General features: G+C 65.8%; 14 protein-coding genes. All 14 read left to right on the top strand.

Annotated elements, in window-relative coordinates; translation table 11 throughout:
• Window positions 1–5 precede the first annotated feature (5 nt).
• The 14 genes from dnaG to cgr1 all read left to right on the top strand — a co-directional run bounded on the left by dnaG (window position 6) and on the right by cgr1 (window position 15,875).
• The gene (dnaG, locus tag AEQU_RS05710; protein WP_022739981.1) at window positions 6–1,871 is read left to right on the top strand and encodes a DNA primase; all 1,866 of its coding nucleotides are present in this window, start codon (window positions 6–8) and stop codon (window positions 1,869–1,871) included.
• Window positions 1,872–2,208: 337 nt separating this feature from the next.
• Window positions 2,209–2,751 carry a peptide deformylase gene (gene def / locus AEQU_RS05705; RefSeq protein WP_022739980.1) on the top strand — a complete coding sequence of 181 codons (543 nt, stop codon included), beginning with the start codon at window positions 2,209–2,211 and terminating at the stop codon, window positions 2,749–2,751.
• A gap of 1 nt (window position 2,752) precedes the next feature.
• Window positions 2,753–3,691, top strand: coding sequence for a methionyl-tRNA formyltransferase (fmt, locus tag AEQU_RS05700; RefSeq protein ID WP_022739979.1), 939 nt, complete (start codon window positions 2,753–2,755; stop codon window positions 3,689–3,691).
• Window positions 3,684–5,717 (top strand): transcription antitermination factor NusB, encoded by a 2,034-nt coding sequence (locus AEQU_RS11870; protein WP_022739978.1) that lies wholly within the window; start codon window positions 3,684–3,686, stop codon window positions 5,715–5,717. Before fmt ends, AEQU_RS11870 begins: the two co-directional genes overlap by 8 nt.
• Window positions 5,718–6,278: 561 nt before the next feature.
• Window positions 6,279–6,863 (top strand): helix-turn-helix domain-containing protein, encoded by a 585-nt coding sequence (locus AEQU_RS05690; protein WP_022739977.1) that lies wholly within the window; start codon window positions 6,279–6,281, stop codon window positions 6,861–6,863.
• 121 nt (window positions 6,864–6,984) lie between these two features.
• On the top strand, window positions 6,985–8,775 hold the full coding sequence (locus tag AEQU_RS05685; RefSeq protein WP_022739976.1) for an AMP-binding protein: 1,791 nt from the start codon (window positions 6,985–6,987) through the stop codon (window positions 8,773–8,775).
• Complete coding sequence (locus tag AEQU_RS05680; protein WP_041714516.1) at window positions 8,775–9,512, top strand: nucleotide-binding protein; 738 nt, start codon at window positions 8,775–8,777, stop codon at window positions 9,510–9,512. The genes AEQU_RS05685 and AEQU_RS05680 overlap by 1 nt, the downstream gene beginning before the upstream one ends.
• Window positions 9,513–9,584: 72 nt before the next feature.
• Window positions 9,585–9,791 (top strand): 4Fe-4S binding protein, encoded by a 207-nt coding sequence (locus AEQU_RS05675; RefSeq protein WP_022739974.1) that lies wholly within the window; start codon window positions 9,585–9,587, stop codon window positions 9,789–9,791.
• Window positions 9,792–9,795: 4 nt separating this feature from the next.
• Entirely contained in the window at window positions 9,796–10,866 is a 1,071-nt protein-coding gene (locus tag AEQU_RS05670; RefSeq protein WP_022739973.1) for a 3-methyl-2-oxobutanoate dehydrogenase subunit VorB, read from the top strand.
• A gap of 1 nt (window position 10,867) precedes the next feature.
• Window positions 10,868–11,722 (top strand): thiamine pyrophosphate-dependent enzyme, encoded by an 855-nt coding sequence (locus AEQU_RS05665; protein WP_022739972.1) that lies wholly within the window; start codon window positions 10,868–10,870, stop codon window positions 11,720–11,722.
• Window positions 11,722–12,255: a 2-oxoacid:ferredoxin oxidoreductase subunit gamma family protein gene (locus tag AEQU_RS05660; RefSeq protein ID WP_022739971.1), complete on the top strand. Its 534-nt coding sequence runs from the start codon at window positions 11,722–11,724 to the stop codon at window positions 12,253–12,255. The genes AEQU_RS05665 and AEQU_RS05660 overlap by 1 nt, the downstream gene beginning before the upstream one ends.
• Window positions 12,256–12,344: 89 nt before the next feature.
• Window positions 12,345–12,899 (top strand): helix-turn-helix domain-containing protein, encoded by a 555-nt coding sequence (locus tag AEQU_RS05655; protein WP_022739970.1) that lies wholly within the window; start codon window positions 12,345–12,347, stop codon window positions 12,897–12,899.
• A 197-nt stretch (window positions 12,900–13,096) separates the two neighbouring features.
• On the top strand, window positions 13,097–14,770 hold the full coding sequence (locus AEQU_RS05650; RefSeq protein WP_022739969.1) for an AMP-binding protein: 1,674 nt from the start codon (window positions 13,097–13,099) through the stop codon (window positions 14,768–14,770).
• Between the two features lie 388 nt (window positions 14,771–15,158).
• Window positions 15,159–15,875, top strand: coding sequence for a cytochrome c-type protein Cgr1 (cgr1, locus tag AEQU_RS05645; protein ID WP_022739968.1), 717 nt, complete (start codon window positions 15,159–15,161; stop codon window positions 15,873–15,875).
• Window positions 15,876–16,046: the final 171 nt, after the last annotated feature.

The raw sequence follows: 16,046 nt of genomic DNA, 5'->3' as shown, positions 1-16,046 counted from the left end.
GACGCGTGGCCGGCATCAGCGACGAGGATATCCAGAAAGTTCGCGACGCGAGCGATCTCGTGGCCGTCATCGGCGAGCGCACCCCCGTCAAACAGAAGGGCCGCGACTTCTGGTGCTGCTGCCCGCTGCATCAGGAGAAGACCCCCTCGTTCAAGATCGATCCGGCGACCCAGCTGTGGCACTGCTTCGGCTGCGGGGAGGGGGGCGACGTCTTCTCGTTCATCATGAAAACCGAGGACTTCAACTTCCCCGAAGCCGTGCGCTATCTGGCCGACCGCGCCCACATCGACATCGCGGAGGATACGCGGGGCGGGGGCGTGTCGCGCTCGGTGAAGAGCCGTATGAAGGAGATCTGCGCGCGCACGGCCGAGTTCTACCACACCCAGCTCATGCGCGGGCGCGGCGAGGGGCCGGACGCCGCGCGGAAGTACCTGGCCTCCCGCGGCTTCGGCGGCGAGGTGCCGAAGAAGTGGATGCTCGGCTACGCCCCCGGGCGCGGGGCGCTCGTTCGGCATCTTTCGGCCTTGGGCTTCAAACCCGATGAGATGATCCGCGCCAACGTGGCCCTCGACGGGCGCGGGGGCCCGGTGCGCGACCGCTTCTACGAGCGCGTGATGTTCCCCATCTTCGACGCCCAGGGCGATTGCGTGGCCTTCGGCGGCCGCGTCATCGGCGCCGGCGAGCCGAAGTACCTGAACTCCCAGGAAACGCCGCTGTTCCACAAGTCCCAGGTGCTCTACGGGCTCGACCAGGCGAAGGCGCGCATGGCCTCTACCGGCTGCGCCATCGTAGTGGAAGGCTACACCGACGTCATTGCGCTGCACGAGGCGGGCGTCACCAACGTGGTGGCCACCCTGGGCACGGCGCTCACCATGCGGCACATCCGGGTGCTCGCCAAGCACGCGCCCAAGAAGATCGTCTACCTGTTCGACGGCGACGCGGCGGGTCAGAAGGCGGCCGACCGCGCCCTGGCCTTCATCGGCGAGAGCATCTCCGACAAGAACCGCAACTCCGTGGAGCTTCTGGCCGTCACCCTGCCGAACAACCAGGATCCGGCCGAGTTCGTGCAGGCGGAGGGCGCGCAGGCTTTGGAGGCGGTGGTGGAAGGGGCGCTCCCGCTCATCGAGTTCGGCCTCGAACGGCGCCTCGACAGCTTCGACTTGGATACCGCCCCCGGCCGCGATCGCGCGCTGGACGCGTGCCTGGCGGTGCTCGCCCCCATCAAGGACACGCTAGTGGCGAAGGACTACGTCGTGCGCACCTGGTCGCGCCTGCGGGCCCACGGGCGCCTCGGCATCGAGGAGGCCGACGTGCTGGAGCGGCTGGCTGCCCTGGAGGCGCCCCGCGGCGCCGCCGAGGAGGAGACCGGGCCCGAGGCCCCCGCGCCCCAGCCTGTGCGCCGCGCGCTTTCCCAGGCCGAGCGCAACCGCCTGCGCTTCGAGCGGGAGTTTCTGGCGCTCGCTTGCCAGCATCCCCTTGTGGGGCTCGCCCATGCCGATGCACTCGCGCAGGTGCAGTGGCATGAGGAGGTGCACCGCCTGCTGGCCGAGAGCGTGCTCGCGACCCTTTCCGAGAACCCGGGGGCCGCACCCGCCGACATCGTCACGAAGGCGACGCTCGCCACGCCCCATGCCGCCCGCGTGCTCACCGCCGGATCGTCCTACCCGTCCAGCACCCCGGAGGCCATCGGCGCCTACCTGGCCGAGGAGCTGGCCCTGGGGGATGCCGAGGAGGCCATCGGGGCGCTCACGGCCCAGATGAACGCCGGGGCCGACGCCGAGGAGGCCGAGCTGCTGCACGCGGCCGTTACCACCTTGCAGATGGACGTGGCCGCCCGTCGCGTCGCCCACCGAGCGCTGCCCGCCAGCTAGGGCACCCGCCGCGGCGCTCCCTCTCCGCGTTCCACCCCTCCCGTAGGGGGCGACCTTGGTCGCCCCTGTTTTGTCGCGCATGATCGTTCCGCTCGCCAGGGCCGACCAGGGTCGGCCCCTACGGAAAGGGAGCGCGATTGTTCCGCTCGCCAGGGCCGACCAAGGTCGGCCCCTACGGAGGGAGCGCCGTCCGTCCGTAGATTTCGCGGGTCATCTGGACAGGAGGGGCCTCGCGCTTCACAATGTCCCAAGCAACTGATACGATCCCGGGCCATTTCAGAGCTGCCCGGGGTTGCCGCAGCGCATTGACACTTCACTATACAGAGTAAGGAATACCGTGCTTCCCATTGTTATTTCCCCCGATCCCATTCTCGCCACGGTCTGCGAGCCGTGCGAGCCCGGCGACAAGTCGCTTAAGCGTCTCTCCAAGCAGATGGCCCACGCCATGTACAAGAACTACGGTTGCGGCATCGCCGCCCCCCAGGTGGGCGTCACCAAGCGCCTGGTCGTCATCGACGTCGACTGGGACGGCGAGAAGGGGGAGAAGAACCCCATCGTGCTCGTGAACCCCGAGATCGTGGAATTGGCCGGCGAGCCGGAGGAGGGCGGCGAGGGCTGCCTTTCGTGCCCCGGCGTCACCGTGCCGGTGAAGCGCCAGCCGTGGGCCCGCGTCCAGTACTACGATTTGGACGGCGAGTTGTGGGAGATCGAGGGCGACGGCCTGCTCGGCCGCTGCCTGCAGCACGAGATCGACCACTTGAACGGCAAGACGCTCTTCGAGAGCTGCGATCCGGTGACCCGTATCGAGGCCCTGCGCGCCTACGAGGAGGCCAAGGCCGCCGGCGCCCGCCCGGGCGACACCGATATCGAGGTGAAGTAGCGTGCGCGTCGTCTTCATGGGAACGCCCCGCTTCGCAGCGGAAATCTTGGACGAGTTGGCGGAGTTCCACGAGATCGCGGCCGTCTACACGCGTCCCGACGCCGTGCGCGGCCGTGGAAAGGCGCTTGTGCCCTCTCCGGTGAAGGAGGTGGCCGAACGTCGCGGTTTTCCCGTGCGAACGCCGCGCACGCTGCGCGACGCTGCGGTGCTCTCGGAGCTCGCCGCGTTTGCGCCCGATGTCATCTGCGTGGCGGCCTACGGGGCGATTCTCCCCAAGGACGTGCTCGACCTGCCGCCCTTCGGCTGCCTGAACGTGCACGGGTCCCTGCTTCCGCGCTGGCGCGGGGCGGCCCCCATCGAGCGGGCCATCCTCGCCGGCGACGAGGAGATCGGCGTGTGCATCATGGCCATGGAGGAGGGGCTCGACACCGGCGACTACTGCGTGTGCCGCTCGCTGCCCGCAGGTTCGCGCACAGCCGCCGAGCTCACCGAGGAGCTGGCAGCCCTGGGCGCCAGCGCGCTGCTCACGGCGCTGGCCCAGGCCGAGGGCGGCAACCTGCGCTGGGTGGCCCAGGACGAGGCGCTGGTCACCTACGCCGAGAAGATCGCCAAAGGCGAGCTGAACCTCGATCCTGCCGAGAGCGCCGTTGCGAACGATCGCCGCGTGCGTGCCTCGGGCGCCGCCCATCCCGCCCGGGCCGTCGTCGCCGGCCGGCCGCTGACGGTGCTGGCGGCCCGCGTGGCCGACGATGCTCCCGCCGACCGCCTGGGCTCCGGCGCGGCGGCCCTTATCGCGAACCGACTGCTTCTCGGCTGCGCCGAGGGGGTCTTGGAAGTAACCGAAGTAAAACCGGACGGCAAGCGCGCCATGGACGCGCGCTCGTTTGCCGCCGGCGTCCCCGCGCTGCGGGGCGAGGAAGGAACATGGTCCCGTGCATAACGATCATCGATCCCACAACCAGAGACGATCCTACGACCGAGCGAGCCAGGGCGATCGCAACGCCCAGGGCGGCGCGCGGCAGAACCGCGGGCCGCGCCCCGGCGGCAAGTCCGGCGACTTCCGCAAGGGAGGCAAGCCCGGCGGGTTCCGCAAGGACAGCAAGCCGGGTGGCTACCGCAAGGATGACCGGGGGCCTCGTGACGGGAAGCCGAGCGACTTCCGCAAAGGGGGCAAGCCCGGCGGGTTCCGCAAAGACGGGAAGCCGGGTAGCTTCCGCAAGGATGATCGCGGCCCCCGCGACGGGAAGCCCGGCGGCTACCGCAAGGACGGCAAGCCCGGCGGATTCCGCAAGGACGACCGAGGCCCGCGTGACGAGCAGCGATCCGGCGCCGACCGGAAGGACTTCCGTGCCCGCGATGGCAAGCCAACTGGTGGGAGCGCCCCCCGCAAGGATTTCGGCCCGCGCGCAGACCGCGGCCCTCGGCGCGATTCACGCGAGGCGGGCCACCCGCGCGAGGTGTTCATCGACGGCAAGCTCATGGCGGCCCCCGACCAAGACGCCCCGCAGGATCGTGGCCCGCGCTTCGATGGGCCTCGCGACGGCGGCCGCGGAGGCGCGCCGCGCCGCGACCAGGTGCGCCGGCAGAAGGCCCACAAGGCCACGACGGCCCGCGAGCTTGCCCTGGCGGCCATCCACCAGCTGAGGGAGCGCGACGCGTTCGCCCAGGACATCATCGCCAAGACCATCGATATCTCGCCCCTGTCGCGGGAGGATCGGGCCTTCGCCACCCGGCTCGTGCTGGGCGTGGTCAGCACGCGCGGCACCCTGGAGGACATCATCACGGGCTGCATGGACTCGCCCGACGATGCGGCCCCGGCAGTGCGCGACGCGCTGTGCCTGTCGGCCTACGAGATCGTCTTTTTGCAGAAGAGCCCCCATGCCGCCGTCGATCAGGGCGTCGAGCTGGTGAAGTCGGTGGCGCCGCGCGCGGGCGGTCTCGCCAATGCGGTGCTGCGCCGCGTGGTGCGCGCCAAGGAGGCCTTCCCCTTCGGCGACCCGCGCACTGATATCGCCGCCTATGCGCGGCTGCACGGTTTCCCGGTGTGGCTCGCCAAGCGGCTCATCGCAGAGCTCGGGCCCGAGGGCGCCCGCGACTTCATGGTGGCCTCGAACGAGCCGGCTCCGGTCTACATCGCCGTCAACGCGCTGAAGGCCGCCACTGACGAGGAGGTCGTCTCGGTTCTCGCGGCGGCTCACGCTGAGCCTGAAGCCATGGCGCTGGGCGGCTGTGCCGTACCCGGCTGCTACAAAGTGGCGTCGGGCGTGCCCCTGCTCGATGGCCGTGTGCGCCGCATGATAAACCAGGGCTTGCTTCTCGTGTCCGACGCCACCTCCCAGGCGGTGGCGGATCTGGTGGTGGGAGATACGGCACCGGAGTCGTTCTTGGAGATCGGCGCCGGCCGCGCCACGAAGACCATCCTCGACCAGAGCATCGCCTACCGGCGATACGGCAAGCAGATCCCCGAGTACGTCACCGTTGACGTGCACGCCTTCAAGACCAAGCTGCTCCAAGAGCGCGCCGAGCAGTACGGGGCGCACGTGAGCGAGGCCATCATCGGCGACGCCACCGACTTGGACGCCCTGGTGGGCGAGCGCACTTTCGATCGCGTGTTCATCGACTCCCCGTGCACGGGGCTGGGCACGCTCCGGCGTCATGCGGACATCCGCTGGCGCCTGCGCCCCGAAACCATTGCCGAATCGGCCGAGCTGGACGCACGTCTCTTGGAATCGGCGGCATCCCATGTGGCTCCCGGCGGCATTCTGGCCTACGCCACCTGCACCGTCACCCACGAGGAGAACGCCGATGCTGTGGAGGCCTTCCTGGCCACCGAGGCCGGTGCCGCCTTCGAGGTGGTGCCCTGCCGAAATCCCGACCTCGACATCGAGCTGCCGTTCTTCTCCACCGTTTTAGAGCCCGGCGGCCCCGACGCCCACTTCCTCGCCCTTTTGCGTCGCAAAGCCTAAACTCTCGCTTCTCTTTCCCCGATAGAGCGAAATGGGAAATGGAAAATGTGACTATTTGGTCAGTTTTTTCCATTTCCCATGGAGTGCTATTTCAAAAAAAGCACATTTTCCAATTTTTAGAAAGCGTATATGGTTTGCACGATGATATTGTCGCTTGAGTAGAGAGCTCAGTGTCAGTAAAACACCAGTTCAGAAGCTTGATGCGTCTTGATTGCTTCAAAGACGTTTGTATTGCTGAGTCTCATGTTTGGAAAATATGATTATTTGGTCACGCGCTCTTGGAAAATGTGCTTTTCTGTACCTTCGTTTTTCTTGAAGGCCTTCAGCAGGCCAAAATAGCACAATTTCCAAATCCTGGGCCGCCCTCTTTGCATCGAGCAGAAATTGTCTTCGACAAAAAGATTTCTCCATTTCGTCTTCGCATCTGGCGATGGCGAGGCTGCGGGAAAAACTATAGGCGCATCGCCGACTTTTTAACCGATTGGAAATGCTGACCGCCGAGATGCCAGTAAAATAGCGTGCTACAGTCATTTTCGAGAACCGATAAGGAGGTCGCAGGTCGTGGAGCCGAATATCAAAGAGGTGGCGGGGCGTATTCGCGCTCTGCGGGAGGACATGGACCTCACGTTGCAGGAGATGGCCGAGGCCACGGGCCGGTCGACGGCGGAGTACGCCGCACAAGAGTCCGGCGAGGAGGACCTCTCCTTTACCTTCCTGTACAAGTGCGCCGAGAAGTTCGGCGTCGACGTCATCGAGCTGCTCACCGGCGAGAACCCGCACCTAACGGGCTACTCGCTCACGCGCGAGGGCGCGGGCCTTTCCATCAAACGCCGCGCTGGCTTCGAGTACCTGCACAAGGCGCCGCATTTCCGCCACAAGCTGGCCGAGCCCTTCGTGGTCACCGCTCCCTATTTGGAAGAGGAGCAGGACGTGCCCGTGCACCTGTCCCGCCACGAGGGCCAGGAGCTCGACTTCATCATCTCCGGTCAGATGCGATTCGCCTACGAGGACCACGAGGAGATCCTGAGTCCGGGCGATGTCGTCATGTACGACTCCGGTCGCGGCCATGGCATGATCGCCACGGGAGGGGAGCCCTGCGTGTTCCTCGCCATTGTGATGAAGCCCGAGGGGGAGAAGATTATCTAGGCGGCCCGACTCGCGGGCTTGCGACCGGCGCTACCGGGCCCGGCCGCGCGTCCGCGCATCCGGCGTCGCCGAACCCAAGGTAATCGTTCGCTCTTTCAAGACTTCACCCGAGGATATCATCATGAGAAACATCAACTTGCGCTACGTGGACGAGGCCTACGACGAGAACGGTCTGCTCACGAAGTTCGACATCACCATGCCCGACAACTTCAACTTCGCCTACGACGTCGTGGACGACATCGCGATCAACGATCCCGAGCGCACGGCCATGGTCTGGTGCAACCCGGAAGGGGAGGAGCACACCTTCACCTTCGCCGACATGAAAACGTGGTCGGACAAGACGGCGAACTTCCTGGCGGACTGCGGCATCGGCCGCGGCGACTTCGTCATGGTCATCCTGCGCCGCCACTACCAGTTCTGGTTCACGATGCTGGCCCTGGAGAAACTGGGGGCGGTGGCGGTGCCGGCCACCTTCATGCTGAAGGAGCACGACCTCACCTATCGCCTGAACGGGGCCGACATCAAGGCCATCATCGCCACTTCGGCCGGGGACATCGCCGGCACCATCGACGCGGTGGTGAAGGAGTGCCCCAGCGTGGAGACGCTCATCCTCGTGAATCCCGCCGGCGCCGGGCTCACCCCGCGCGACGAGGACGGGAACTGGGTCGCTCCCGCCGGCGAGCTTGTCGGCGAGGCGCTCTCGGGCCCTGCGGGCATCTGCGCGGCCCCCGTCGCGCGCGAGGGCTGGCGCGACTTCAACAGCGAGGTGCGCGCGGCTTCGGCCGACTTCACCCGCCGCGAGACGGCCGGCGCCGATCCCATGCTCATGTACTTCTCCTCGGGCACTTCGGGCAATCCCAAGATGGTGCTCCACGATTCCGGCTACGCGCTGGCGCACCTCATCACGGCCAAGCACTGGCACAACGTGAATCCCGAGGGGCTGCACTTCACCATCGCCGACACCGGCTGGGGCAAGGCGGTCTGGGGCAAGTTCTTCGGCCAGTGGCTCATGGAGGCCGCCGTGCTCACCTACGACTTCGACCGCTACGATCCGGCCGAGATCCTCTCCCTCGTCGGCCGCTACGGCGTGACGACGCTCTGCTGCCCGCCGACGATGTACCGCCTCATGACCGAGGTGGACGTGGACGCCTTCGACCTGTCCAGCCTGGAGTACTGCACCACGGCCGGCGAGGCGCTGAACCCCGATCTGTTCGACTTCTGGCGCGAGCACACCGGCCTTACCATCTACGAGGGCTTCGGCCAAACGGAAACCCCGCTCACCGTGGGCAATCTGACGAACTCCACGCCGCGCCCGGGCTCCATGGGCAAGCCGGTGCCGATGTACGTCATGAGGATCTTGCGCGACGACGGCACCGAGTGCGACACCGGCGAGACCGGCGAGATCTGCATCTCCATCGACCCGCATCCGGCCGGCATCATGATGGAGTACTACCGCAACGCCGAGAAGACCGCCGAGGCCATGCACGACGGCTGGTACCACACCGGCGACACCGCCTGGCGCGACGAGGAGGGCAACTACTGGTACGTGGGCCGCAACGACGACGTCATCAAGTCGAGTGGCTACCGCATCGGCCCTTTCGAGATCGAGTCGGTGATGCTCGAGCACGACGCCGTGCGCGAGGTGGCCGTCACCGGCGTGCCCGACCCGGTGCGCGGCTTCGCCGTGAAGGCGACGGTGGTGCTCGCCGACGGCTGGCAGGGAAGCGATGACCTCACCGCCGAGCTGCAGAAGTGGGTGAAGCGCCAGACGGCCCCCTACAAGTACCCGCGCATCATCGAGTACGTCGACGAGCTGCCGCGCACCGTCAACGGCAAGATCCGCCGGGCCGCCATCCGCGAGCAGGACAAGACCCATCGCGCCTCCCAGAAGACCCCCGAGGGGCTCATCTGATGACGGCAGATCAAGCTGCGAGGCTCCCGTTCCCGTTGGCGCCGGTCACGGTGGTGACGGGGCATTACGGAGTGGGGAAGACCAACTTCGCCCTCAACCTCGCCCTGGATGCCGCCGCGGCCGGGTACCGCGTGACGCTTTCCGACATGGACGTCGTGAACCCGTACTTCCGCTCGAACGAGTATCGCGATCTTCTGGAAGAGGCCGGGGTGCGGCTCATCGCGCCCGTGTTCGGCCACGCGGGCACGAGCCTCGACGTCCCGTCGGTCACCGGGGAGCTGGCCGTGGCCGCGGCGGAGGCCTATCGCGACGAGACGGGGCGTACGGTCGTCATCGTGGATGCCGGCGGCGACGATGTGGGCGCCACGGCGCTCGCGCGCTTCGCGCCGGCCCTCGCAGCGGGGCCTTATGCCATGCTCTACGTGGTGAACGCCTTCCGCAACCTCACGCAGGAACCTGCCGATGCGGTGGCGGTGCTGCGCGAGATCGAGGCCAAGAGCCATTTGGCGGCCACGGCCGTGGTGGGCAACTCCCACTTGCAGGGCGAGACTGCTTTGGGACACATCGTCGAAAGTGTCCCGTATACCCAGGCAGTGGCCTCGATGGCGGGCCTTCCCATTGCCTGCATTACCGCCCCCATTCAGGCCATTCAGCGGGAAAACACGGGGCCATGCGCCCTGGACGACATTCCCAATGGCTATGCTGTGAACGTGTACGTCAAGCCTCCCTGGTCCTAAGGGCGGCCCATTCAAGATGAGAGAGAGGCGCGGGCGGCGAGGCCCGCGCGCGAGTAAGCAAGGGAGGTTTCCATGGCGCGAGTCACTATCGACGATTTCTTCTGCAAGGGATGCGGGCTGTGCACCGATGTCTGCCCGGTGGGCATTCTCGAGCTCGACCCGGACGTCATCACGGCCAAGGGCTATCACCCGGCCCATTGCACCGACGAGGACAAGTGCACTGGTTGCGCCACCTGCGCGACCATGTGCCCCGATGTGGCCATCACGGTTGAAAGGTAGTTCAATGGCTGAGAAAGTACTCATGAAGGGCAACGAGGCCATGGCCGAGGCGGCCATGCGTGCCGGTTGCCGCTTCTTCTTCGGTTACCCCATCACGCCCCAGACCGAGGTGGCCGCCTACATGGCGAAGATGATGCCGAAGGTGGGGGGCACCTATCTTCAGGCGGAGTCCGAGGTGGCGGCCATCAACATGGTCTACGGTGCCTCGGCAGCCGGCGCCCGCGTGATGACCTCCTCGTCGTCGCCGGGAATCTCGCTGAAGAGCGAGGGCATCTCGTATATGGCCGGCGCCGATCTGCCCGGCGTCATCGTCAACGTGCAGCGCGGCGGTCCGGGCCTCGGTTCCATCCAGCCCTCCCAGGCCGACTACTGGCAGGCCACCAAGGCCACCGGGCACGGCGACTTCCACATCGTCGTGTACGCGCCCTCCACGGTGCAGGAGATGGCCGACTACGCCTTCAAGGCGTTCGATACAGCCGACAAGTACCGCGTGCCGGTCATGATCATGGCCGACGGCATGCTCGGCCAGATGATGGAGCCGGTGGTCCTGCCCGAGGCGCTCGCCCCGGAGGATCTGCCCGAGAAGCCCTGGGCCACCTGCGGCCACGGGCATAAGCGACCCCACAACGTGGCGAACTCGCTGTACCTGACCGCGTCCGATCTGGAGGACCTCGTCCGCGAGCGCTATGAGCGCTACGCGGTCATCGAGGAGACCGAGCAGGAGGCCGAGAGCTATCTCACCGAGGACGCCGACATCGTGCTCGTGGCCTTCGGCGGCGCGGCCCGCGTGGCCCGCTCGGCGGTGAACGCCGCGCGCGAGCAGGGCATCAAGGCGGGTCTTGTGCGCCCCATCACGCTGTGGCCCTTCCCGATGCGGGCCATCGAGGCGCTCGTGCCCACGGCCAAGGCGTTCCTCGACGTGGAGATGAACATGGGCCAGATGGTGGAAGATGTGCGCCTGGCGGTGGCGGGGCGCGTGCCGGTGGAGTTCTTCGGCCGCACTGGTGGCGTCATCCCGACGCCCGACGAGGTGCTGGCGGCCATTGTCGCTTTGAACGAGAAGGTAGGTGAGTAGCATGGTCGAGACGACTGAGAAGGAAATGAAAGTGGTCTTCGAGCGACCCCACTCCCTGTTGCCCGTGGTCACGAACTTCTGCCCCGGCTGCCCCCACGGCATCGTGGAGCGTCTGGTGTGCGAGGTCATGGACGAGCTGGACATCGAGGGCGAGACGATCGGCGTGGCGCCCGTGGGCTGCTCGGTCATCTCCTACGACTTCTTCGGCTGCGACATGATCGAGGCCGCCCACGGCCGGGCGCCCGCGGTGGCCACGGCGGTGAAGCGCGTGCATCCCGACAAGGTGGTCTTCGCCTACCAGGGCGACGGTGACTTGGCCTCCATCGGCATGGCCGAGACGGTCCATGCGGCCACTCGCGGCGAGAACATCACCATCATCTTCATCAACAACGCCATCTACGGCATGACCGGCGGCCAGATGGCCCCCACCTCGCTGCCGAACCAGGTGACCCAGACGAGTCCCTACGGGCGCGATGTGTCCACGGCCGGCAACCCCATCCGCGTGAGCGAGCTTCTGAACGCGCTGGACGGCCCGGCCTACATCGAGCGCGTCTGCGTCGATACGCCGAAGAACGTGCGCAAGGCTAAAAAGGCCATCAAGAAGGCCTTCCAGAACCAGATCGACGGTGTGGGCTACTCGTTCATCGAGGTGGTTTCCACCTGCCCCACCAACTGGGGCATGACGCCGAAGGACGCCTTCGAGTGGATGCGCGTGAACATGCTGCCGTACTACCCGCTCGGGGTGGTGCGCGATGTGACCGCCGACGGCTTCGCCAATGCCGCCGAGGCGGCGAGCGCCCGCAATGCGGCCTGCCCCATCGCCCATCCCGAGGCCGTGTCAGAAGGAGGCAACTAATGGGCAAGGATCTCACCTGCGTCGTCGCCGGCTTCGGCGGCCAAGGGTCGCTGTTCGCCGGCAAGGTCATCGCTACGGCCGGCCTCATCGAGGACCGCGAGGTTTCGTGGATGCCCTCCTACGGCCCCGAAATGCGCGGCGGCACCGCCAACTGCTCGGTGACGCTGTCCGATAAGCCCATCGGCAGCCCGCTGATCACGCGCCCGAGCGCGCTCATCGCTCTGAACCAGCCCTCCTTCGACAAGTTCATCGACAACGTGGAAGAGGGCGGCATCGTGGTGGTGGACACGGCCATGGTGCCGAGTCTCACCGAGCCCGAGGGCGTGACGGTCATCGGCATCCCCGCGACCAAGATGTGCGAGGAGGCCGATCTCAAAGGCCTCGGCAACATCGTGCTTATCGGCAAGCTCTGGGCCGAGACCGGCTTTTGCTCCGAGGAGGCGCTCGACGGCGCCATCGCGAAGGTGGCCGGCAAGAAGCCCGAGAAGCTGGAGCAGAACCGCCAAGCCATCAAGCTCGGCATCAACGCGTAGCCTCTTACCGCAGCCGGGCGGGCTGGAAGCGGTCGGGGATTGAATCAGGCACCGTCCAGTCAGGGGCGGGACAAGATAGAAGGACGAACATGGAAGAAGAGAACCTGAAAGATTTGGGCGAGCGCCTGCAGGGCCTGCGCGAGGCCTGCGACGTGTCGCGCCACACCATGGCCGAGGAGCTCGGCGTCGATATCGACACCTACCGCGGCTGGGAGGAGACCGGCGAGGACATCCCCATCTCGGCCATCTACCACATGGCCCGCAAGTTCAACGTCGACCTCACCGAGATCCTCACGGGCACCGCGCCGAAGCTGGACACCTACCACTTGGTGCGTCGCGGCGAGACCGAGGAGGTCGAGCGTTTCCCCGGGTATCACTACGAGGACATGGCCAGCCGCTACGCCCGCAAGATCATGCAGCCGCTGCTGGTCATCTTGGATCCGTGCGACGAGCCGGCCGAGCTGGTGTGCCACGACGGCCAGGAGTTCAACTACGTGCTGGAAGGGTCGCTCATTCTCACCTTCGGGGATCGCGACATCCAGCTGAACGCCGGCGACAGCATCTACTTCAACCCCACCTACCCCCACGGCCAGCGCTGCAACGGCGACGTCCCCTGCAAGTTCATCACCATCATCGCCGAATAGTACCATCTCATTTTTGGAAGAGTAGCGAAGCGACTCGGGGTGTTCCAACCGAGCGAGTTCCGCAGCGACTGGAAATGCCCAGTGGGCATTTCCACAAAGCGAGGACTGTTTGAGCGAATTGGAATACCGCGAGGCGCTTCGCGGACAAAGCGGAATCGCGGACAAAGCGAAATAGGAGAGCAGAGAGAAGCACCACTATGGATCATGTTCTGAAGAAGTACTGCCCGAGAATTGAATTCGATTCCTACGAGGACTTCGCCGAGAACTTCACCATCGAGGTTCCCGAGGCCTTCAACTTCGGTTTCGACGTCGTCGACGAGTGGGCTGCCGTGGAGCCCGACAAGCGGGCGCTTCTGTGGACCAACGACGCCGGCGAGGAGCGCGCTTTCACGTTCACCGACATCAAGCACCTCTCGAACCAGGCGGCCAACGCCTTCAAAGAGCTCGGCATCGGCAAGGGCGACGTGGTCATGTGCATCCTGCGCCGCCGCTGGGAGTACTGGGTGTGCGCCGTGGCCCTCTGCAAGCTGGGCGCCACCATCATCCCCGCGTCGCTGCAGCTCACGCGAAAGGACGTGGTCTACCGCGCCAACAGCGCCGACGTGAAGGCCATTGTGGCGGTGAACGACGAGTACGTCTGCACGCAGGTGGAAGAGGCCATGCCCGATTGCCCCACGGTGCGCGAGAAGTTCATCGTGGACGGCTCCCGCGAGGGCTGGGTCGATTTCGACGAGCTCATTGCGGGCTACCCCGACACCTTCGAGCGCCCCACAGGAGATGCGGGCGTCACCTCCAAGGACATCATGCTCATGTACTTCACGAGCGGCACGACGGGCAACCCCAAGGCCGTGGAGCACAACTTCGCCCATCCTCTCGGCCACATCATCACGGCGAAGTACTGGCAGCAGGTGCAGGAGAACAAGCTGCACATGTCGGTGACCGACTCCGGCTGGGCCAAGTTCGGCTGGGGCAAGATCTACGGCCAGTGGATCGCCGGTGCCACCATCTTCGCCTACGACATGGACAAGTTCGTGCCCACCAAGCTTCTGCAGAAGATTCAGGACTACAAGCTCACCACCTTCTGCGCGCCGCCCACCATGTACCGCTTTATGCTGCAGGAGGACGTGGCCGCCTACGACTTGTCCAGCGTGGAGAACTTCGCCACGGCGGGTGAGCCGCTGAACGCGGAGGTGACCATCCAGTGGGAGCGCCTCACCGGCAAGAAGATCCGCGAGGGCTTCGGCCAGACCGAGGGCCCGGTGCTTCTGGCCACCTTCCCGTGGATCGAGCCGAGGCCCGGTTCCATGGGCAAGCCGTCGCCCCTGCTCAACGTGAAGCTGCTCGACGACGACGGCCGCGAGGTCGATGACGGCGAGGAGGGCGCCATCTGCGTGACGGGCCTGAAAGAGGCCTATCCTCCGGGACTGTTCGTGGGCTACTACGGCAACCCGGAGCGCACGGAGGAGGCCGTGGGAGGGGAGTATTACAACCTCCACGACATGGCCTGGCGCGACTCCGACGGCTACTGCTACTTCGTGGGCCGCAACGACGACGTTATCAAGTGCTCCGGCTACCGCATCGGCCCCTTCGAGGTGGAAAGCGCGCTGGTGGAGCACCCGGCCGTGGTGGAGTGCGCCGTCACGGCGGCGCCGGATCCCATCCGCGGCAAAGTGGTGAAGGCCACCATTGTGCTCGCGAAGGGCTACGAGGGCACCGACGCGCTCACCCGCGAGCTGCAGGATCATGTGAAGAAGACCACGGCTCCCTACAAGTACCCGCGCATCATCGAGTACGTGGACGAGCTGCCCAAGACCATCGGCGGCAAGATCAAGCGCAAGCTCATCCGCCAGACCGACGGCATTCAGGAATAGAAGAGATTCAAGCGAGTGACGCCTCTCGGAGAGAATCCGTAGGGGGCGACCGAGGTCGCCTCTCGCTTCCTTCCGCGACCACTGCAGGGAGGGGGCACTCGCGCTAGCATGGTTCAAATCCGTAGAGGGACGGCCGAGGTCGTCCCTCTACTCTTGTTCAGGGCGCCATTGGCAAAAATTTCGCGGTGATCGGCGTCGTCAATTGCAGTCAAGTTCAGGTATCATGCACAGCGAAGCGAAACCCCAAGGGGCGATGGCGTCGCGCTTCGAATGGCGCCGCCCTTGCCCCTCGAGGTTCAGAGGTCAGCTGGGGAGGGCAGATCGCTCGCTTCGAAGGAAGGAGATGCCATAAGGGCATCTCGAGGATCCCCAACTGGAAGGAAGAGGCATGACAGAAGAAGAGAAAAAGGTGGACGGGCAGACTGCCGAGCCTGCCGCCCAGAAGAAAAAGAAGAAGTGGCCCATCGTCGTGGGCGTCGTCGTCGCTGTGCTCGTCGTGGCCGGCGCCGGCTTCTGGGTATGGCACGAGCAGCCGAGCTTCTGCAACGCCATCTGCCACACACCGATGGACGCCTACCTGCCCACCTATGAGGCCGAGCCCGGCCAGGCCGCCACTGACGTGTGGGGCAACGAGGTCGCCAACGCCTCCGGCATGATGGCCGCTGTGCATCGCGCCGAGAACGGCACCACCTGCCTCGGTTGCCATGTTCCCACCCTGTCCGAGCAGATCGGCGAGGGCATGAGCTGGATCACCGGCAGCTACGAGGTTCTGAACACCCAGACCGGCCAGCAGGTCGTGCCCGAGAAGTCGCTGGAGGATCTCGTGGCTGCTCGCGGCATCGAGCCCGATCAGTTCTGCCTGAACGAGTCCTGCCACAACATGACTCGCGACGACCTGATTCAGGCTACGAAGGATCTGGAGCGCAACCCGCACGTGGCCCAGCACGGCGAGAACCAGTGCAGCGACTGCCACAAGGCGCACCGCGCTTCCGTGAACGCCTGCTCGCAGTGCCACAACGACGCCCCCATCCCCGAGGGCTGGATCTCCGCTGCGGACAACACCGCTCTGGAGAAGGAGCTGGACAGCCTGAACAAGGCCGCCTAAGCCAAAGCACGAATCAGTGCGCACCGGAAGGCCGCTCGATCGAGCGGCCTTCTTTTTTGTGTCGCCGATTCAATAGGGAAGTTACGATTACCCAACTCCTTAAGGTTAGCTGTCGCTGCGCGAGCCGCCGAGTCTCACTATAGACAAGACGATACGGCGCCAGCACAAGCG

It is taken from the genome of Adlercreutzia equolifaciens DSM 19450 (genome assembly GCF_000478885.1).
Taxonomy (GTDB): Bacteria; Actinomycetota; Coriobacteriia; order Coriobacteriales; family Eggerthellaceae; genus Adlercreutzia; species Adlercreutzia equolifaciens.
Note: the sequence above shows the minus strand (reverse complement) of the source record. Positions and strands in the feature narration are given on the sequence as shown.